This is a genomic window from Burkholderia cenocepacia, from assembly GCF_014211915.1.
Classification (GTDB): domain Bacteria; phylum Pseudomonadota; class Gammaproteobacteria; order Burkholderiales; family Burkholderiaceae; genus Burkholderia; species Burkholderia orbicola.
This window is the reverse complement of record NZ_CP060040.1, coordinates 2,319,514-2,338,254: the sequence shown is the minus strand read 5'-3', so window position 1 is coordinate 2,338,254 and position 18,741 is coordinate 2,319,514. Positions and strand designations below refer to the sequence as shown.

16 protein-coding genes are annotated in these 18,741 nt (G+C 67.8%); 10 read left to right on the top strand and 6 right to left on the bottom strand.

Going from position 1 to position 18,741, the window contains the following annotated elements; all coding sequences use genetic code 11:
- Positions 1–188 precede the first annotated feature (188 nt).
- The 8 genes from SY91_RS26915 (at position 189) to SY91_RS26880 (ending at position 8,999) form a co-directional block, all read left to right on the top strand.
- On the top strand, positions 189–1,454 hold the full coding sequence (locus SY91_RS26915) for an ABC transporter substrate-binding protein (RefSeq protein ID WP_237666506.1): 1,266 nt from the start codon (positions 189–191) through the stop codon (positions 1,452–1,454).
- Positions 1,438–2,397, top strand: coding sequence for a carbohydrate ABC transporter permease (locus SY91_RS26910; protein WP_023474890.1), 960 nt, complete (start codon positions 1,438–1,440; stop codon positions 2,395–2,397). The genes SY91_RS26915 and SY91_RS26910 overlap by 17 nt, the downstream gene beginning before the upstream one ends.
- Positions 2,385–3,212, top strand: a complete 828-nt coding sequence (locus SY91_RS26905; RefSeq protein ID WP_023474891.1) for a carbohydrate ABC transporter permease — start codon at positions 2,385–2,387, stop codon at positions 3,210–3,212. Before SY91_RS26910 ends, SY91_RS26905 begins: the two co-directional genes overlap by 13 nt.
- Positions 3,213–3,222: 10 nt before the next feature.
- Positions 3,223–4,257, top strand: coding sequence for an NAD(P)-dependent alcohol dehydrogenase (locus tag SY91_RS26900; RefSeq protein WP_023474892.1), 1,035 nt, complete (start codon positions 3,223–3,225; stop codon positions 4,255–4,257).
- Positions 4,258–4,260: 3 nt separating this feature from the next.
- A complete protein-coding gene (locus tag SY91_RS26895; protein ID WP_023474893.1) occupies positions 4,261–5,454 on the top strand; it encodes an ABC transporter ATP-binding protein in 1,194 nt (397 codons plus the stop codon).
- A 29-nt stretch (positions 5,455–5,483) separates the two neighbouring features.
- Entirely contained in the window at positions 5,484–6,425 is a 942-nt protein-coding gene (locus tag SY91_RS26890; RefSeq protein WP_023474894.1) for an AraC family transcriptional regulator, read from the top strand.
- On the top strand, positions 6,422–7,888 hold the full coding sequence (gene xylB / locus SY91_RS26885; protein WP_023474895.1) for a xylulokinase: 1,467 nt from the start codon (positions 6,422–6,424) through the stop codon (positions 7,886–7,888). Before SY91_RS26890 ends, xylB begins: the two co-directional genes overlap by 4 nt.
- An 88-nt stretch (positions 7,889–7,976) precedes the next feature.
- Entirely contained in the window at positions 7,977–8,999 is a 1,023-nt protein-coding gene (locus SY91_RS26880; protein ID WP_023474896.1) for a MerR family transcriptional regulator, read from the top strand.
- Between the two features lie 7 nt (positions 9,000–9,006).
- On the opposite strand, the gene SY91_RS26875 is transcribed toward SY91_RS26880, so the two are convergent.
- Complete coding sequence (locus tag SY91_RS26875) at positions 9,007–9,822, bottom strand: alpha/beta hydrolase (protein ID WP_023474897.1); 816 nt, start codon at positions 9,820–9,822, stop codon at positions 9,007–9,009.
- 13 nt (positions 9,823–9,835) lie between these two features.
- Positions 9,836–11,128 (bottom strand): MASE1 domain-containing protein, encoded by a 1,293-nt coding sequence (locus SY91_RS26870; protein WP_023474898.1) that lies wholly within the window; start codon positions 11,126–11,128, stop codon positions 9,836–9,838.
- A gap of 305 nt (positions 11,129–11,433) precedes the next feature.
- On the opposite strand from SY91_RS26870, the gene SY91_RS26865 reads away from it, so the two are divergent.
- Both SY91_RS26865 and SY91_RS26860 read left to right on the top strand, forming a co-directional pair.
- Positions 11,434–12,390, top strand: coding sequence for a hypothetical protein (locus SY91_RS26865; protein WP_023474899.1), 957 nt, complete (start codon positions 11,434–11,436; stop codon positions 12,388–12,390).
- A gap of 42 nt (positions 12,391–12,432) precedes the next feature.
- On the top strand, positions 12,433–12,870 hold the full coding sequence (locus tag SY91_RS26860) for a GNAT family N-acetyltransferase (RefSeq protein WP_023474900.1): 438 nt from the start codon (positions 12,433–12,435) through the stop codon (positions 12,868–12,870).
- Positions 12,871–12,901: 31 nt separating this feature from the next.
- On the opposite strand, the gene SY91_RS26855 is transcribed toward SY91_RS26860, so the two are convergent.
- From SY91_RS26855 to SY91_RS26840, 4 genes are all read right to left on the bottom strand, one after another.
- Positions 12,902–13,732 carry a peptidyl-prolyl cis-trans isomerase gene (locus tag SY91_RS26855; RefSeq protein ID WP_011548674.1) on the bottom strand — a complete coding sequence of 277 codons (831 nt, stop codon included), beginning with the start codon at positions 13,730–13,732 and terminating at the stop codon, positions 12,902–12,904.
- 284 nt (positions 13,733–14,016) lie between these two features.
- A complete protein-coding gene (locus tag SY91_RS26850) occupies positions 14,017–15,951 on the bottom strand; it encodes an SMP-30/gluconolactonase/LRE family protein (protein WP_023474901.1) in 1,935 nt (644 codons plus the stop codon).
- A 455-nt stretch (positions 15,952–16,406) separates the two neighbouring features.
- Entirely contained in the window at positions 16,407–17,705 is a 1,299-nt protein-coding gene (locus tag SY91_RS26845; protein ID WP_023474903.1) for a dicarboxylate/amino acid:cation symporter, read from the bottom strand.
- A gap of 351 nt (positions 17,706–18,056) precedes the next feature.
- Positions 18,057–18,713 (bottom strand): TetR/AcrR family transcriptional regulator, encoded by a 657-nt coding sequence (locus SY91_RS26840; protein ID WP_260632451.1) that lies wholly within the window; start codon positions 18,711–18,713, stop codon positions 18,057–18,059.
- Between the last annotated feature and the right edge of the window lie 28 nt (positions 18,714–18,741).

The following is an 18,741-nucleotide window of genomic DNA, read 5'->3' as shown; positions in this document are numbered from 1 at the left end:
GCACCCGTCGCCGCCCGCCTCGCACCCCGACCACCACATTTTGTGCACCGCACGACCCGCCGTGAGCAAAAAGTATCGGCTCACGAACTCTTTTGATGTGGTGATCGCATCGCCCGCGTCACACCATTGTCCCTGCCGTCATCGGCGGCATTCGAACAAGCAGAATCAAGGAGACACGGGTGAACAAGATGCGAATCGTCGCAGCCGGCGTGCTGCTCGGCGCCTGTCTGCCGGGCGTCGCGGCCGCGCAAACCTGCAAGGTGCCGACCCTCCGCGTGCTCGCGCAGAAGAGCCTCGGCCTGTCGGTGATGGAGAAATCGCTGGCCGACTACGAGAAGAAGAACGGCACGAAGGTCGAGATCAGCTATTTCGGCGAGAACGACCGCCGCGCGAAATCGCGGCTCGACGCGTCGACCGGCGCCGGTTCCTACCAGATCTACTACGTCGACGAGGCGAACGTCGCCGAATTCGCGTCGGCCAACTGGATCGTGCCGCTCCTCAAGTACTACCCGAAGGAATACGACTACGACGACTTCCTGCCCGGCCGCCGCGCGGTCGCGAGCTACAACGGCGTCGCGTACTTCGCGCCGCTCATCGGCGGCGGAGACTTCCTGTTCTACCGCCGCGACCTGCTCGACGCCGCGCACATCCCGGTGCCGAAGACGCTCGACCAGCTCGTCGCCGCGATCAAGCAGCTCAACGCGCCGCCGAAGCTGTACGGCTGGGTCGCACGCGGCCAGCGCGGCTCGGGGATGAACGTGTGGCGCTGGTCGCCGTTCATGCTCGGCATGGGCGGCACATGGACCGACAAGGGCGGCCAGCCCGCGTTCGACTCGCCGGCCGCGGTGAAGGCCACGCAGCTCTACAGCGACCTGTTCAAGTACGCGCCGCCAGGCTCGGCGACCTACGACTGGAGCAACGCGCTCGAAGCGTTCCGCTCGGGCAAGGTCGCGTTCATGATCGAATCGACGCCGTTCGCGGACTGGATGGAAGACGCGAGCAAGTCGAGCGTGGCCGGCAAGGTCGGCTACACGCGCCCGCCCGCGCCGCTGCCGTCGGCCGCGTACGGCCACGGCTTCGCGATCTCGGCGGTCGGCGCGAAGGACGACTGCACGCGGATGGCCGCCGGCCGCTTCATCGCGTGGGCGACCAGCAAGGACCAGGAGCAGGCGCGGCTGCGCAACGGCGTGTTCAGCGACTACAACCGCTCGAGCACGATCGCCAGCCCGTACTTCAAGCAGCACGTCGCGCCGCAGATCCAGGCCGGCCTGAACGACACGAACCCCGTCACGCAGGTGACGATCTGGCGCACGCCGCAGTGGCCGGATATCGGCGACAACCTCGGCATCGCGCTCGAACAGGTGTTCACCGGCACGCAGACGGACATCCGCGGCACGCTCGACGAAGCGGACCAGTACGCGAAGGACGCGCTCGAACATGGCACTCGCAAATGACGGCGCCGGCGGACGCGCGCTCGGCGTCCGCCCGGCCCCTTCCGCACCGTCGGCCCGGCGCGGCCGCGCGCGCCGCGATCGCACGAGCCTGCCGTGGGTGTTCCTCGCGCCGACGCTCGCGCTGCTCGCGGTCCTGAGCCTCGTCCCGACGATCGCCGCGGTCAACCTCGCGCTGCGCAACCGCGTGCTGCGCTACCCGGACAGCGAATACGTCGGCCTGCGCAACTTCGTCCGGCTCGCGTCGGACCGGCGCTTCCTGAACGCGATCGAGGTATCGGTGCTGTGGGAAGTCGTCACGGTCGCGGGCGCGGTGCTGGTCGGGATCGCGCTCGCGGTGTTCCTGTTCGAGCGCGTGCACGGCCGCTGGCGCCGCTTCGCGTCGCTGGTGCTGATCATGCCGGTGCTGCTGCCGCGCGTGTCGGCCGCGTTCATCTGGAAGTTCATGTACGCGCCACTCACCGGCATCCTGAGCTGGCTGCTCGGCGCGCTCGGCGTCGAGCACACCGCGTTTCTCGCCGATCCGCATCTCGCGCTGTACGCGGTCGCGCTCGTCGACGTGTGGCAGTGGGGGCTGTTCTTCGCGGTCGTGATCCTGAAGCTGCTGGAGACGCTGCCGCCAGAGCCGCTCGAAGCCGCGCGGCTCGACTACGCGACGACCTGGCAGGTACATGCGTACATCGCGCTGCCGATGCTGAAGGCGCCGCTCGTGAGCCTCGTGTTCATCAAGATGGTCGAGTCGCTACGCTCGTTCGACCTGATCTACGTGATGACCAAGGGCGGCCCCGGCATCGCGACCGAGACGCTCGATCTCTACGCGTACCAGCAGGGCATCGGCCTCGCCGGCAAGGTGTCGTATGCGTCCGGCATGGCCGTGCTGATGATGGTCGCGACCACGCTCGTCTTCACGCTCATCTGGAAGAGGGTCAACAAATGGGACGACTGATGGCCCGCCGCGGTGCCGCCAACGTTTCGACTGTCGCGATCGCCGGTGCGATCCTGCTCGTCGCCGCGTTCCCGCTGTTCTGGGCCGTGCTCAACTCGCTCAAGCACCTGCTCGACATCGTCACGCCGACGCCGCGCTTCTTCTTCACGCCGACGCTCGCGAACTACGAACAGGTGCTGTCGAGCCCCGAGGTGCTGATCGGGCTCGGCAACAGCATCGCGATCGTCGGCGCGGCCGTGCTGATCGGCGCCGTGCTCGGCGTGCCGGCCGCGTATGCGATCGCGCGCTACCCGATACGCGGCAAGCGCGACATCCAGTTCTTCCTGCTGTCGCTGCGCTTCCTGCCACCCGTCGCGGTCGCGCTGCCGCTGATCGCGATCTGGGTCGATCTCGGGCTGTACGACACGAAGCTGTCGATGATCGTCACGTACCTGCTCGTCACGCTGTCGACCATCACGTGGCTGTCGATCCCCGTGTTCCGCCGGCTGCCGCGCGAGATCGAGGAAGCCGCCGCGCTCGACGGCTACGGCCCGTACGCGGTGTTCTGGCATATCGCGCTGCCGGTGTGCGCGAGCACGCTGCTCGGCGGCATCGTGTTCAGCTTCGTGCTGGTGTGGAACGAACTGATGATCGCGCTCGCCCTCACGTCGTCGCGCAGCGCGACGCTGCCGGTGGTCGCGTCCGCGTTCACGTCGCTCGGCCAGGAAGTGCCGTGGGGCGTGATCAACGCGTCGACGGTGCTGCTCGCGCTGCCGCCGCTCGTTTTCGTCGGCATGCTGAGCCGGCTGCTCAATTCGATGGTCAAGGGAAAATAAGGAGAACACGTTGAAAGCGCTCGTACTCGAACGCACGCGCGAGCTCGCGCTGCGCGACATCGACCTGCCGCAAGCGGTCGGCCCCGGCGACGTCCGGATCAAGGTGCATACGGTCGGCGTCTGCGGCAGCGACGTGCATTACTACGTGCACGGCGGGATCGGCCCGTTCCGCGTCGACGCGCCGATGGTGCTCGGCCATGAAGCGTCCGGCACCGTCGTCGAGACGGGCGCCGACGTCACGCACCTGCGCGTCGGCGACCGCGTATGCATGGAGCCCGGCGTGCCGCGCCTCGATTCGCCCGCGACGCTGCGCGGCCTCTACAACCTCGATCCCGACGTGCGCTTCTGGGCGACGCCGCCGATCCACGGCTGCCTGACGCCGTTCGTCGTGCATCCGGCCGCGTTCACGTACCGGCTGCCCGACAACGTGTCGTTCGCCGAAGGCGCGATCGTCGAGCCGCTGTCGATCGGCCTGCAGGCCGCGAAGAAGGCGGCGATGAAGCCGGGCGACCTTGCCGTCGTGATCGGCGCCGGCACGATCGGCGCGATGACGGCGCTCGCCGCGCTCGCCGGCGGCGCCGCACGCGTGATCCTCGCCGACGTCGTGCCGGACAAGCTCGCGCTGTTCGCCGGCAACCCGGCCGTCACGACCGTCGACGTGCGTACGCGGCCGCTCGCCGACGCGGTGGCCGAGGCGTCCGGCGGCTGGGGCGCGGACGTCGTGTTCGAGGCGAGCGGCAGCGCGAACGCGTATGCGGGCCTCGTCGACCTGATGTGCCCGGGCGGCTGCACGGTGCTGATCGGGATGCCGGTCGCGCCGGTGCCGCTCGACGTCGTCGCGCTGCAGGCGAAGGAAGGCCGCATCGAATCGGTGTTCCGCTACGCGAACATCTTCCCGCGCGCGCTCGCGCTGATCGCGTCCGGCGCGATCGACGTGAAGCCGTTCATCTCGCGCACGTTTCCGTTTTCCGAAGGCGTGCGCGCGTTCGAGGAAGCGGCGAGCGGGCACCCGCGCGACGTCAAGATTCAGATCGAAATGGATTGAGTTATGGCCCAGATCACCTGCAAGGCTTTGTCGAAGCACTACGACGGCGGCCCCGCCGTGCTGCATCCGCTCGACCTCGAGATCGCCGACGGCGAATTCATCGTGCTGCTCGGCCCGTCCGGCTGCGGCAAGTCGACGATGCTGCGGATGATCGCGGGCCTCGAGGCGATCACCGGCGGCGAGCTCGTGATCGGCGACGCGGTCGTCAACGACCTGCCGTCGCGCGAGCGCAATGTCGCGATGGTGTTCCAGAACTACGCGCTGTACCCGCACATGACGGTGTACGACAACATCGCGTTCGGCCTGCGGCGGCTGAAGGTGCCGGCCGACGAGATCGAGCGCCGCGTGCGCGACGTCGCGCGCATCCTGAGCCTCGACACGCTGCTCGACCGCCGCCCGCGCGCGATGTCGGGCGGCCAGCAGCAGCGCGCGGCGATCGCGCGCGCGATGATCAAGACGCCCGCCGTGTTCCTGTTCGACGAGCCGCTGTCGAACCTCGACGCGAAGCTGCGCACGCAGTTGCGCGCCGACATCAAGCGGCTGCACCGGCAACTGAAGACCACCACGCTGTACGTCACGCACGATCAGCTCGAGGCGATGACGCTCGCCGACCGCGTCGTGCTGATGCGCGGCGGCCACATCGAGCAGATCGGCACGCCCGCCGAGCTGTACGGCCAGCCGCACACGGTGTTCGCCGCCGGGTTCGTCGGCACGCCCGCGATGAACTTCGCGGACGGGACGATCGAGCGCGTCGGCGCGAACGTGTGGGTCGACTGCAACGGCGCGCGCTGGCCGCTCGCGTCACCGCGCTTCGCGCGCCTGCACGACGGTCAGCAGGTGAAGGCGGCGATCCGCCCGAACCACCTGCGGCTCGTCGCCGAAGGCGATCCGACCCCGGCCGTGCTCACGCTGACCGGCACGGTCGAGCTCGTCGAGCTGCTCGGCGCCGAGGCCCTCGTCACGCTGGACTGGCGCGGCCAGCCGTGCGCGGCCCTCGTGCCGGCCCCGATGGCCCCGGCGCCCGGCGCCGTGGTAGCGTTTCGCTTCGACGAAGAAGCCCTGCATCTGTTCGACGCCGGCACCGAGCGCAACGTCACGCTGCCGGATGCGAACCCGATCGCGCACGCGGTGCCGCCGACGGCCGCGACGCGCGCCACGCCGCCCGCCGCGACGGGCTGGTCGATGTCCCGTCCGTAGCACGCCGGCACGCCCCGACGGAGCACACGATGAACCCGGATCTCGAGATCGTTCCCACTCACCGCGACGAATCGTTTCGCGCGTGGGTCCACGACTATCCGCATTCGGTCGCGAAGTGGCACTTCCATCCGGAGTACGAGATTCACCTGATCCAGGCGTCGCGCGGCAAGGTGTTCGTCGGCGACCACATCGGCGATTTCGGCCCGGGCAACCTGATCGTCACCGGGCCGAACCTGCCGCACAACTGGGTCAGCGAGCTGGCCGACGGCGAACGCGTGCCGTCGCGCGACGTCGTGCTGCAATTCTCGCGCGATGCGATCGAGAAGATGGTCGGCGCGTTCAGCGAGCTGCAGCCGGTGATCGACCTGATCGACGACGCGGCGCGCGGCGTGCAGTTTCCCGACCGCGTGGGCGTCGAGGTCGCGCCGCTGATGCTCGAGCTCGCGAACGCGCACGGCTGCCGGCGCGTCGAGATCCTGATGTCGCTGTTCGACCGGCTGTCGTCGTGCCGCGAGCGGCGCGTGCTCGCGGGGCCCGGCTACCGCAGCGACGCGCAGCACTACATGTCGTCGACCATCAACCAGGTGCTGTCGTACCTCCAGCAGAACCTGCCCGGCATGCTGCGCGAAACCGACGTCGCCGCGTTCGCCGGCATGAGCGTCAGCACCTTCACGCGGTTTTTCCGGCGCCATACCGGCTCGTCGTTCGTGCGCTACCTGAACCGGCTGCGCATCAACGAGGCGTGCGAGCTGCTGATGTTTTCCGACCTGACGGTGACCGAGATCTGCTACCGGGTTGGCTTCAACAACCTGTCGAACTTCAACCGTCAGTTTCTCGCGATGAAGCAGGTGCCGCCGTCGAAGTTCCGCGCGCTGCACCGGCTCAACGAACCGCACGGCCGCGACGACGCACCGCCCGCGCGACGCGCGCCGCCGCTGCCGCGCACCCCAGACAGGACGCTTCACACGTGACATTCCTCGGCATCGATCTCGGCACGTCCGAGGTCAAGGTTCTGCTCACCGATTCCCGATCGGTCCCCCTCGCGACCGGCGCGGCCACGCTGTCGATCAGCCGGCCGCATCCGCACTGGTCCGAACAAAGCCCGCAGGCGTGGTGGCACGCGATGCTCGACGCGATCGCGTCGGTGCGCGCCGCGCACCCGGCCGGCTTCGCCGCGCTGCGCGGCATCGCGCTGTCCGGCCAGATGCACGGCGCGACGCTGATCGACCGCGCGGACCAGGTGCTGCGCCCCGCGATCCTGTGGAACGACACGCGCGCCGGCACCGAATGCGTCGAGCTGGAAGCGCTGGTGCCGGATTCGCGCGCGATCACCGGCAACATGGCGATGCCCGGATTCACCGCGCCGAAGCTGCTGTGGCTCGCGAAATACGAGCCCGCCGTGTTTCGCGCGGTGCACAAGGTACTGCTGCCGAAGGACTACCTGATCTGGCGCCTGTCCGGCGAATTCGTGTCCGACATGTCCGACGCGTCGGGCACGTTGTGGCTCGACTGCGCGCGCCGCGACTGGTCCGACCGGATGCTCGCCGCGACCGAGCTGTCGCGCGCGCAGATGCCGCGCCTCGTCGAAGGCAACGCGCCCGCCGCGCAATTGCGCGACGCGCTGCGGCGCGAATGGGGCATCGACGGGCCCGTGACGATCGCCGGCGGCGCCGGCGACAACGCGGCATCCGCGATCGGCATGGGCGTCACGGGTGCCGGCAGCGGCTTCCTGTCGCTCGGCACGTCGGGCGTGCTGTTCGCCGGCAACGACCGCTTCGCGCCGAACCCGGACGCCGCCGTGCACGCGTTCTGCCACTGCGTCGAAGGGCGCTGGCACCAGATGAGCGTGATCCTGTCGGCCGCGGCGAGCCTCGACTGGCTCGCGCGTGCGCACGGCACGACCGCCGGCGCGCTCGCCCCGCGCGCCGAACGCGCCGATCCGGCCCGCGCGCCGCTGTTCCTGCCGTATCTCGGCGGCGAGCGCACGCCGCACAACGACGCGCATGCACGCGGCGTGTTCTTCGGGTTGTCGAACCAACACGACGCCGACGATCTCGCGTATGCGGTGATGGAAGGCGTCGCGTTCGCGATGGCCGACGGCTACGACGCGCTGCGCGCGGCCGGCACGACGCTCGACGCGGTGTCGTTCATCGGCGGCGGCTCGAAGAGCGCGTTCTGGGCAAGGCTATGCGCGAATGCGACCGGGCTCTCGATGCAGCGCCATGCGGACGGCGCGGTCGGCGCGGCACTCGGCGCCGCGCGGCTCGCACGGCTGGCGGCGACGGACGATACGCTGGAGGAAGTCTGCGTCGCGCCGCCCGTCACGGAGACGGTCGCGCCCGATGCAGCGTCGGTCGATCTGCTGGCGGGGCGGCTCGCGCGCTACCGACGGTTGTATCGCGCGCTGCGGGACGAGTTCGCGGCGGCCGACTGAACGGGAACGGCCGCGCGATCGCGCTTGACCCGGCCCTTGGGATCGCCTTTATGCTGACCGCAACGAATCGACAGCAAAGAGGTGACGGATGGGTACCGACACGCTCCGTTTGAACGCATCGGCCGCCGCCGCGCGGCTCGGCGTCTCGATCAAGGCGCTGCGGCTGTACGAGCGGCACGGCCTCGTCACGCCTGAACGCACGCCGGCCGGATACCGCGCGTACGGCCCGGCCGACCTCGCACGCGCCGCCGACATCGCGGCGCTGCGCAAGCTCGGCCTCGGTCTCGCGCAGGTCGCGGGCGTGCTCGACGGCGATGCGCGCGGTCTCGACGCAGCGCTGGCCGCTCACGAAGCGGCGCTCGATCGCGGGATTCAGGATTTCGTCGGCAAGCTCGACAGCGTGCGCGCGATGCGTGCCGGGCTGGCACGGGGGCGGATGCCGACGGACGGAGAACTCGCGCGGCTGGTCGACCCAGGCAGCGCCGGTGTCGCGTTCAGCCTGCCGTGGCCGTGGGATGGCGAATGGTTCGAGTGTCGCGATATCCGGCCGTTGAACTACATCATCGGTTCGCTGGGGAGCGGCAAGACGCGGCTCGCGCTTCGGCTGGCCGAAGCGCTGCCCGGCGCGGTGTTCGTCGGTCTCGATCGGCTGGACGACGATTGTGCCGCGGCATCCGACGCACTGCGCGCCGATCCGGAATTGAAGTCGCGCGTCGATCGCACGTCGGCGTTGCTCGCCGCCAAAGGCGCGACGCCATCGCCGGCGCTGACGGCCCTCCTCGTCAGCCTCGAAGCGCAAGGCCCGCGCGTGCGCGTCGTCGACATGATCGAACAGGGCCTCGACCGGGCCACGCAGTTGGCATTGATCGCGCATCTGCGCGAAGGCGCGGCCGCCGGCATGCGGTCGCTGTTCCTGCTGACGCGCTCGACGGCGATCCTCGATCTCGCGGCGGTCGGTCCCGACGAAACCATCCTGTTGTGCCCGGCCAATCACAGCCCGCCTGCGCGCGTGGCGCCTTACCCCGGCGCGCCGGGGTATGAAGCCGTGGCTACGTGCCTGGCGGCGCCTGAGGTCCGCGAGCGGATTGCACGGCGGCCGATGACGGCGTGAGCCGCCGTCACGGCGCCGGCCGCCCCATTCTCCGCGCCATCGCCGGACTCACCGCATGCACGGGATCGAAGCCGAAGAACTCGAGCACGTGCCGCGCGACGTCGTCGCGATCGTTGTCCGCGCAGATCATGTGATAGCTGTTCTCTAGCACGATCCCGCGCGCGTCGGGCAGCTTCTCCAGCAGGAAATCGGCCGAGCGCAGGCTCGTCAGCTCGTCCTCGCGCGCATGCAGCACGAGCGTCGGGCACGGCGTGCCGGGCGCGGCATCGCGTACCCAGTCGCGCATCCGGTCCACCTGCCGCACGCACGCGAGCGGCACCCACGCATAGTGGAAACTGTCCTGCCGCTCGAACTTCTTCTTCACGATCGCGCGGATCGTCGCGTTCTTGATGCCGAACGGATCGCCTTCTTCCACGCGCATTCGCTCCGCCACACCCGGCACGCGGTACAGCACGTGCCGCAGCGACCGGTACCACGGCGTCGACCAACCATCGATGAATACCGGCGCGGCCAGCAACGCGAGCCGGCCGCGCGCATGCTGCACACGATGACACAGCAGCAGCGCGACGAGCGCGCCCATGCACATCCCCGCGACGTGCAGCGTGTCGTACTCGCGTTCCAGCGCGCGGTACTGCTCGGTCACCGCGTCGAGCCACGCCTCCGCGCGCACGCCGACCAGATCCTCCGGGCGCGTGCCGTGCCCCGGCAGCGTGATCATGTGCGGGTCGGCGCCCGCGCGCCGCATCGCCTTGTGCAGCGAACCGAGATCGTATCGCGTGCCGCCGAGCCCGTGGATCAGCAGCACGCCCGTGCGGCCCGTCATGACGCGTGCCCGCTCATTCGTCCGCCGGCCACACGCGTTCGATCTGCCACACGCCCGCCACCACCGTCACGTCGACGTTCGAATCGAGCAGCGGCGCGCCGTGGTCGGTGATCGTCCGCGTGCCGCCGTCGCGCAGCACGATGCGCAGCGACAGCGACGCGCGGTCCTCGCCCGCGATCTCCGCATTCCAGTAGTCGCGCAACGCGTCGCGGTCGCCCGGCTGCACGCGTTCGAGCACGAGCGGCACGCTCGCGATCTGCGCGGCATCGACGCCGACACCGAACACACGCTCGACGTCGCCGCTCCACTCGATGCGGCCCGACTCGGGATCGAGCACGTACGCGATCTGGCCGGCGCTCGCGAGCGCGAGCTCCATGTTGTTCTGCAGCACCGCCGCGTGCTCGTGGACGCGCTCGCGCGTCGTCTTCAGCGTGCTCACCGTCAGCACCAGCAGCGACGCGACCGCCAGATAGAGCTGCGCTTCGAGCAGCGCGCTTCCGTAATGCTCGTGGAGCGACGCGAACGGGCCGTCGCCCTGCGCGGTCTGCTCGATCACGATCAGCGCGAGCACCAGCACCGACGACGAGCCCGCACGGCCGCCGAGCAGCAACGTCACCGCGACCGTCAGGAACAGCGGCACATAGGTGAGCGCGAAGCCGGCGCCCGTGCCGAATTTCCGCGACGTATCGCCGTCGAAGATCACGAGCGCGACGACCGCGAGCAGCGCGAACGCGACGATGCCGAGCACCAGGTCGAAGCGCTCGTGGTCGCCCGAGCGATGCGCGCGAAAGCGCGACCACGACGCGAGCACCGGCGTGACCAGCAGCACGCCGACGAAATCGGACGCGGCCCACACCGACCACACGTCGAAGAACGGCGCACCCTTGAGCGTCGTGTACCACGCCGCGCCGCCGATCGCGCCGACGACGCCCGCGATCAAGCCGGCCAGAATCACCGAGCGCAGGAAATATAGCCCTTCGAGCGAGAAGCGCACGCGCTGCACGAGCCAGACCGCGAGTGCGGCCGCGCCGACCTCGTCGACCGTGAACAGCACCGCGTTGACGAGGCTGCCGTGCTCGATGCCGGACAGCGCGAGCTGCCCGACCAGGAATGCGCCGGCCAGCGTCAGCCATTCGCGCATCGGCCGCAGCATGAATGCGCCGACCGTCACACCGGCTGGCAGCCAGATGTAGCCCGTCAGCCGGACGGGGCCGTTGAATTCGTGCGAGATGTAGCCGGTCGCGAGATACAGCGCCGCCCAGAGCAGCGCGGCGACGAGCCCCGGCCGCGATCGTTTGGTGTCCATCGAGAATCCCTGTGTATTGCGCCGTGCGTGCGAGCGATGTGCGCATGATAGGCGGGCGGGTGGAACGGCGGAATACCGGAAGGCGACAGCCCGTTCGGGGCACCGGCGCGACCCCGCAAGCTGGCGGTTGTGACCGGGAAAGTATCGGAAAAGTTCGCTGCTTGCCGGGCGCTATCGGGACATGTCTGCAAGTCGTCTTGTCCTGATGGCCAAAATCGCCTGCGGCCGGTCATTCGGCCCTACGATGAAAGGCATCCGAAAGCGTTCGTTTCGGGTATCGTCCAGCTCTCTTGCCAGCACTCGACATGACCGCACACGATGAAAACAGTACCGGCCCGGCCGATATCGGCCCCTTCGACACCATGAGCCGATTTCGCATCACGTACGACGGGCCCACGCTCGATTCGTCCGAGATGGACGTACGCGAACTCGCGCCCGCGCTGCTGGCATTCGGCGATTTGCTCGACGCGTCGACGCGCGCACTGTGCGGCGCTCAGGTCCGGCCGCAGGTGAACGTGCGCGGCAGCTTCAAGACCGGCAGCTTCGGCATCGACTTCACGCTCGCGACCTCGCTGCTCGGCCGCATGCGCGACATGCTGAGCGGCAGCGAAGGCACGGCGCTCGCCAATGCGGTGACGATCCTGACCGCGCTCGGCATCGCCGCACCCAGGGCGAGGAAGGGGCTTTTCGCCGTCCTCAAATGGCTGCGTGGGCGCGAGATCACGCACGTGCGGATGCAGAACAACACCGCGGTGCTGGACGTCGACGGTGACGAACTCGAAATCGACCTGCCCGTGCTCACGCTGCTGAGTGACGTCCGCGTTCGCCAAGCCATCGCGCAAGTGCTTGCGCCGCTCGCTCGCGAAGGCATCGAGATTTTCGCTGCCGGCACCGATACCGAGGTATACGAGACGGTCGCCCACAACGAGATCGCATGGTTTCACGCGCCGGAGCCAACCGATTCGCTCCTGCTCGACGAGCATCGCAAGATGGCGTTCTCGATCGTGTCGCTCGCGTTCAAGGACGACAACAAGTGGCGCCTGTACGACGGCACGTCGACGATTCACGCGACGATCACCGATGCCGGCTTCCTGTCGCGCGTGAACAACAGCCAGATCAGTTTCAGCAAGGGAGACGTGCTCTTGTGCAATGTCCGTATGCAGCAGTGGCAAACTTCGGACGGGGCAAAAACCGAATACGAGGTCACGGATGTCCTCGAACATCGCCCGGCCGGCCTGCAAATTCGGTTGCCGGGCATGTGATCCGCACCGAAGCGTCGCGCCCGACGCAACCTCTCATCACTGATGAAACCCGCGATCCATCTGCGTGCTGCGTCTCAGGAAGATCTCCCGTTCCTGCTGACGCTCCGTCGACTCACGATGACCGAGCATCTGCAGCGCGTCGGCGCGCCGACCGACGATGAAGCGCACGACCGCCGCATCCGCGCGAACTTCGACGACGCGATGATCGTCTGTGAAGGCGCCGATGCCATTGGCCTGCTGAAGGTGACACGCGCCGCCAGCGAATGGCACGTCCATCAGATCCAGATTCTCCCCGCGCGCCAGGGCCAGGGAATCGGCGAAGCCGTGCTGCACGCATTGCTGACCGATGCGGCGCACGCGCGCGTGCCCGTGTCGCTCAGCGTGCTGCACGGCAACCCGGCGCGGCGGCTCTACGAACGGCTCGGCTTTCGCGTCGCGTCGGCAACCGACACGAGCGCGAGCATGGTCTGGCACGCGTGACGCGCGTCATGTCGACGCCATCGCGTGGCCCTTACTGCGTGATCTTCGCGTCCTTCAGCAGATTGCCGATCATCTGCGCGCTCGCCTTCTCGGCCGCGATCGCCTGCAGTTGCTGCTGAAGCGTCGGCTTCGCGGTTTCGAAACCCGGCACCTGCGTCGGCCGCTTCGCATCCAGCTTCACGATCGCCCGCACGCCATCGACCGGAATCGAATCCTTCGTCGTCGCGCCGACCGTCAGCTTCTCGAGCGCCTGCGCAACCGGCAGCGGCAACCCGGCCGTCTTGCCTTCCGCCGCCGGCGTGTTGAAGCTCACCCACGGCAGCTCGCCGCCGGTATCGCGGCTCGGCGCCAGGCTGTACTGGCGTGCCAGCCCGTCGAACGACTTGCCCGCCTTCAGCTCGCTCAGCACGGTCGCCGCCGCGACCGGGTCCTTGACGACGATCACGCGCGGCTTGTATTCGTTCTTGCCGAGCGCGGCGACCAGTTCGTCGTAGCGCGCCTTGACCTGCTCGTCGGTCACCGGCTCCGGCTTCACGTGGTCGCGCAGGTACAGTTGCACCTCGGCCGTCACCTTCGCCTGCTGCATCGCCGCCTTGACCTCGGGCTTGTCCGCATAGTTCGCCTTCTCGGCTGCCTGCTGAACCAGCACGCGCGTGATCAGCTGGTTCTTGATCGCCTGGCGGATCTGCGGCGAATCGGGCTGCCCGGACGCGCGCAGCAGCGTATCGACGTCGGCCTGCGTGATCGGCGTGCCGTTGACGGTCGCGACCGTCTCCGCCGTCTGCGCATGGACCGGGCCGCTCAGTGCGCCGGCCAGCGCGACGATCGTCAACAGGCGATTCGGGATCGTTTTCTTCTTCATCGTTGGGTCGCTTCAAGCATAAGAAACGCGGCAGGGACCGCCGCGCTCGTTCATCGTGCACGCCCGCACAACGTCTGCGGGAGCCGCCGCCATTGTGCACGGAACCGCATTTCCACGTCGGGAGGTTCGGGAAGCGGGTCCGGCACGGCGCGGCGCGCAGGGTGCCCGCGGTGCATTGCATGCGCATTGCGCAACAATCCCGCGAAAATGCTCACGATTGCTTTCACGACTTCGCGAGTACGGCCGCTGCCCGACGCGGCCGCACGTTCGGCACCTTCAGCCCGTCAGGGCGTCCACCGGTACACGGTAATGCTGTTCCCCTTCACGTTGTTCTTCATCACCACGTACTCGCCGTTCGACCGGCGGTACGCGCGGATGCTGTACATCGCGTCGATCGCGCTGCTGGTGTCGACCGTCGCGGGGCTCGCATTGACCAGCGTCGTGTCGAGATTGCCGGTGGTGAGGTTGAACGCGTCGACGTTCGGCCACAGCGGCCCGCTGCTGCTGAACCAGTAGCCGACGAACAGATGGTTACCCGCCGCGTCGATCGATTTCGCGCCGCTGTGCGGCAGCGTGATCACCGGGTCCGGCTTCGTCGTATTGCCCGCGCGCCAGCCGTGATATACCTCGATGCGCGTGCCGATCGACGTCCAGTCGTTGCTGCCGATCGCGCCCTGCGCGAGCACCATCGTGTCGCTGTCCGCGAGATAGACGATGCGCGTCAGCGGCACGACGCTGGCCGGAATGCGGGTCGCGACACCCGGCCCCCACGACGGCTTGCCGTTCGCGTCGAAGCCGGTCAGCGGGTAATGCGTGATCGCCCCCGTCTTGTCGAGCCCGGCCCATACGCCGCCCTGGCTGTCGAGGCTGAAGCCGCCCGTCACGCGCTGCGTGGTATTGAACGCGGGGCCCGGAATCGAGCCGTCCGGAATCGCGACGTAACCGTTCGCCGCGTTGAAGTGATAGAAGTAGAAGACCGGCGGGTTCTGGCCGGCCGCGACGAGAATCCGGTTCGCGCCGACCGACGTGAGCAGCCCGAAGTGTTCGTCGCGCTGCGTATCGTTCATGTTGATCCGCGGGTCCGACGGATACGTGAACGGATCGACGGTGTTCGCGACGAACTTGCCGCCCGCGCTGCCGCTGTAGATATGCGTGGCGCCATAGAACAGCGCGCCGTCCGTGACCGGGTCCGGCGCGGCGATGCCCTCGAAGTTCAGTGACTGCAGCGTCCAGCGCAGGTTGCCGTTGCTGCCGTACGCATGAATGTCGGTCGCGCCGTTGCGGCCGAGATCCCAGCTGCCGCCCCACGGGTTGTTGAGCACATAGAGATTGCCGCCGCTGTCCTTGCCGATCCCGACGATGCGCGTGAAGCGTTGCGGGCCGACCTGCCCCTTGATGCCCGTCGTCGTGTCGAGATAACCGCCGCGCACGCCGAACGTGCCGGCCAGTGCCGGCCGGCCCGAGATCGAATAGCGCTTGATGTTCTGGTCGGGCCCTTCGTCGCCCACCAGTAGTTGCCCGGCCGCCGCATCGACATACAGCGCCGACGGATGCGAGCCGGTCGGCATCCGGATCGTATCGAGCAGCGCGCCGGCCGGGTTGAAGCCGACGATCGAGCCGGCGCTTTTCTGCGCGACCCACACGTTGCCCGCACCGTCCACCGCGAGTGCGCCCGGCGCCGACACGGCGATATCCCGTTGCCACACGCCATCGGTCGTGAACACGCGCACGCGATTGCCGTAGAAGTCGCTCGCATAGAGCAGCGAGCCGGCCGTCGCGAGCCCGGTGACGACGTCGATGCGCGGCTGGTTGGTCGCCGCGCTGATCTGGATCACGCGGTCGCGAACCTTTGTCGCGCGGTTGTAGCGCCCCACCGCGCCGCTGCCGTACGTCTTGCCGGGCTGCAGCGCGACGAACAGCGACGTCGCGTTGCCCGTGATCGCGCTGCCCTGGAATTCCGAATGCGCGCCGATCGAGCCGATGCTCTTGCCGTTCTGGTAAATCGCGACGCCGCCTTCATCCTCGTCCCACATCGACGCCGTGTAGATCACGCCTTCGGGCGCAACCCACATCGCGCGCGCGACGTTGCCGACGTGCGCGCCGAGCGTGCCGTACGTGTTCGCGATCCAGTCGGTGGTGTTGGCTGAATGAGTGGCGGGCGCAAATGCGGCGATCGCCGCGGCAACGAGCGCGGCGTGGATGCGTTTTCTGGCGACCATGACGGATGCTCTCCTGAACAGGGTAGTCATTCACATGAGGGATCGGCCGGCCAGATGGCTTGAAGCCCGCGAGATGTCAATTCTTCCCCGAATCATCCGGCGCAGTCGGTATGACATACGGCATGCATTCGATAATGCGCAGGGCGAGAATAGCGTTATATAAATCGAAAAAAATTGCGAATCGCCCGCGCTTTTGGCGAGCGCCCGCCGCGCGTCAGTGAATGGTCACTTACGCGCCGAACCGGGAATCGGGAAAATCAGGCAAGCGCCTGCCGGAATATCGCCGCCGATTCGACGGCGATCAATTGAAACGGCGAATGCCATTTCGGAAACATCGGGAAAAGCCACTGCCCCAAAACACGTCGCCGGCCTGAATCCGTATCGAATCCAGGCCGGCGAATGTCATTTGCCGCGGGTCGGGCAACGCGGCGTTGCACTGCCGCATTTGCCACGCATCATGCCGACGTTTCCCGCACCTTCACCTCGGCGACGCGCGCACCGTCCGAATCGTCGTCGTCGCGCGGCGCGTCGAGCTGCCCTTCCCACTTCGCGACCACGGCCGCGGCGATCGAGTTGCCGACGGCATTGGTGGCCGAGCGCCCCATGTCGAGGAACATGTCGACGCCCATGATCAGCAGCAAGCCGGCTTCGGGCAGGTTGAACTGGTTGAGCGTCGCCGCGATCACGACCAGCGACGCGCGCGGCACGCCGGCCATTCCCTTCGACGTCACCATCAGCATCAGCAGCATCGTGATCTGCGTGCCGAGCGGCAGATGGATGCCGTATACCTGCGCGATGAACAGCACCGCGAACGTGCAGTACATCATCGAGCCGTCGAGGTTGAACGAATAGCCGATCGGCAGCACGAAGCTCGAGATCTTGCGGTTCACGCCGAAGCGATCGAGCGCGTCCAGCAGCTTCGGATACGCGGCCTCGGAGCTGGCCGTCGCGAACGACAGCAGGAACGGCTCGCGGATCAGCCGGATCAGCGTGAACGCGCGCTTGCCGAGGAACGTCACGCCGGCCAGCGTCAGCACGGCCCACAGCAGCGCGAGCGCCAGATAGAAGCTCGCCATGAACTTCGCGAACGTGAGCAGGATGCCGAGCCCTTCGGTCGTGATCGTCGACGCGAGTGCCGCGAACACCGCGACCGGCGCGAACCCCATCACCGCCCCCGTGACCTTCAGCATCACCTGCGCGAGATCGTCGATCACGCCGGTCAGGCGTTTGCCCGATTCGCCGAGCGCGGACAGCGCGGTGCCGAAGAAGATCGAGAACACGACGATCTGCAGGATTTCGTTGTTCGCCATCGCCTCGGCGATCGACTTCGGCACCAGGTGCACCACGAAATCCTTCAGCGTGAACGCGCCCGTCTTCAGGTTGAGCGCCGCATCGGACGGCGGCAGCGGCAGGCTCAGGTGGCTGCCAGGCTGCAGGAGCGTCGCGGTCAGCAGACCGAGCAGCAGCGACGTGAACGACGCGATGAAGAACCAGCCGAACGCCTTGACGCCCACGCGGCCCACCGCGCCGCCGTCGCCCATCTGCGCGATGCCGACGGTCAGCGTCGCGAACACCAGCGGCGCGATGATCATCTTGATCAAGCGCAGGAATACATCGGACAGCAACGACACGTAGCCGGCGACTTCCTTCGCCATCTTCGGGTCGGGAAACGCGCTATGGCAGGCGTAACCCACGGCGATACCAAGCATCATCGCGACAACGATGTACTTGGTAATGTTGTGCTTCTTCTTCATTAGTGGTCCAAATTACAAGGCGTATGTTGCTGACGGCGGGTCGATCATTCGCGTCCGGCTGCGAATCGAAACCTGTGTCTCCATGCGGGTACCTGTCCGCGTCGGGCGGTCGCCAGGACGGACAAGGGGGGGCATTCTAACGCAAATGGTGCACCGGCTTTCAAATCTGAAAGCCCCGCGAGTTGATTTGCGTCCTGATGTCGTCGGGAAACGGCCGGTGTCGCGGTCCGGCCGGCTTCCGGTGCGGCCGGATGCCGGGGAATGTCAGCGGATCAGGTAGGACGCAGCTTGCCCGGAAAGGCACGGCGGGCGGGCGAATGCGTCAACGCGGCGCGCCGGCCATGTCGGGCGTCAGGCAACCAGTACGTAGGTGCGGAAGAAATCGCCGAGCGCGGCGGCCGTCCGTGCCATGTCGACGGACGTGCCGAGGCTGCGGTCGAGCCACAGGCCGTTGAACATCGCGAAGACGATGTTCGTCGTGCCTGCCGGATTCAGCGATGGCCGGACCCAGCCTTCGGCCTGGCCGCTCGCCAGCAAGCCCGCGAGATCCGCGCGCATCTTCCGGTCGAGCCCGACGATATCGGGGCGGCGCTCGGCATCGCGCGCGAGTTCGAGCCAGCTGTCGACACCTAGGCCGTCATCGCCCTGCGCCAGCATCCCGGTCAGTTCGTCGGCCGTGATGTTGGCCAGCCAACGCAACCCGTCCTTGCTGAGGATGCGATCGAAGTCCTGCGTATAACGCTCGACCTCGACCGCGATGATCGCGTCGATCATCTCGCGCTTGTCGGCGAAATACCGGAACACCGCGCCCGCGCTCATGTCGGCCGCCGCACAGATATCTTCCGTACGCGCGCCGTGGAACCCCTTGGCCTTGAAGACCCGGGCGGCCGCGGTGAGGATCTGCTCGCGGCGTTGCTGGTGAAGGTTTTCGTTTCGTGTGCGCGCCATGCTTCCCGAAATAACCGGACTAAATCGTCGCATTATAGGGAAGGTACCTGTCGGGATCAAATCCGGCGCCGCCGTTGCAGGTAGCGGT

Excerpts from the sequence above, each read along its gene's own strand:
- SY91_RS26915 (WP_237666506.1), top strand. The coding sequence starts at position 189 with ATGCGAATCGTCGCAGCCGGCGTGCTGCTCGGCGCCTGTCTGCCGGGC.
- SY91_RS26910 (WP_023474890.1), top strand. The coding sequence starts at position 1,438 with ATGGCACTCGCAAATGACGGCGCCGGCGGACGCGCGCTCGGCGTCCGC.
- SY91_RS26905 (WP_023474891.1), top strand. The coding sequence starts at position 2,385 with ATGGGACGACTGATGGCCCGCCGCGGTGCCGCCAACGTTTCGACTGTC.
- SY91_RS26895 (WP_023474893.1), top strand. The coding sequence starts at position 4,261 with ATGGCCCAGATCACCTGCAAGGCTTTGTCGAAGCACTACGACGGCGGC.
- SY91_RS26890 (WP_023474894.1), top strand. The coding sequence starts at position 5,484 with ATGAACCCGGATCTCGAGATCGTTCCCACTCACCGCGACGAATCGTTT.
- SY91_RS26880 (WP_023474896.1), top strand. The coding sequence starts at position 7,977 with ATGGGTACCGACACGCTCCGTTTGAACGCATCGGCCGCCGCCGCGCGG.
- SY91_RS26875 (WP_023474897.1), bottom strand. The coding sequence starts at position 9,822 with ATGACGGGCCGCACGGGCGTGCTGCTGATCCACGGGCTCGGCGGCACG.
- SY91_RS26870 (WP_023474898.1), bottom strand. The coding sequence starts at position 11,128 with ATGGACACCAAACGATCGCGGCCGGGGCTCGTCGCCGCGCTGCTCTGG.
- SY91_RS26865 (WP_023474899.1), top strand. The coding sequence starts at position 11,434 with ATGACCGCACACGATGAAAACAGTACCGGCCCGGCCGATATCGGCCCC.
- SY91_RS26860 (WP_023474900.1), top strand. The coding sequence starts at position 12,433 with ATGAAACCCGCGATCCATCTGCGTGCTGCGTCTCAGGAAGATCTCCCG.
- SY91_RS26855 (WP_011548674.1), bottom strand. The coding sequence starts at position 13,732 with ATGAAGAAGAAAACGATCCCGAATCGCCTGTTGACGATCGTCGCGCTG.
- SY91_RS26850 (WP_023474901.1), bottom strand. The coding sequence starts at position 15,951 with ATGGTCGCCAGAAAACGCATCCACGCCGCGCTCGTTGCCGCGGCGATC.
- SY91_RS26845 (WP_023474903.1), bottom strand. The coding sequence starts at position 17,705 with ATGAAGAAGAAGCACAACATTACCAAGTACATCGTTGTCGCGATGATG.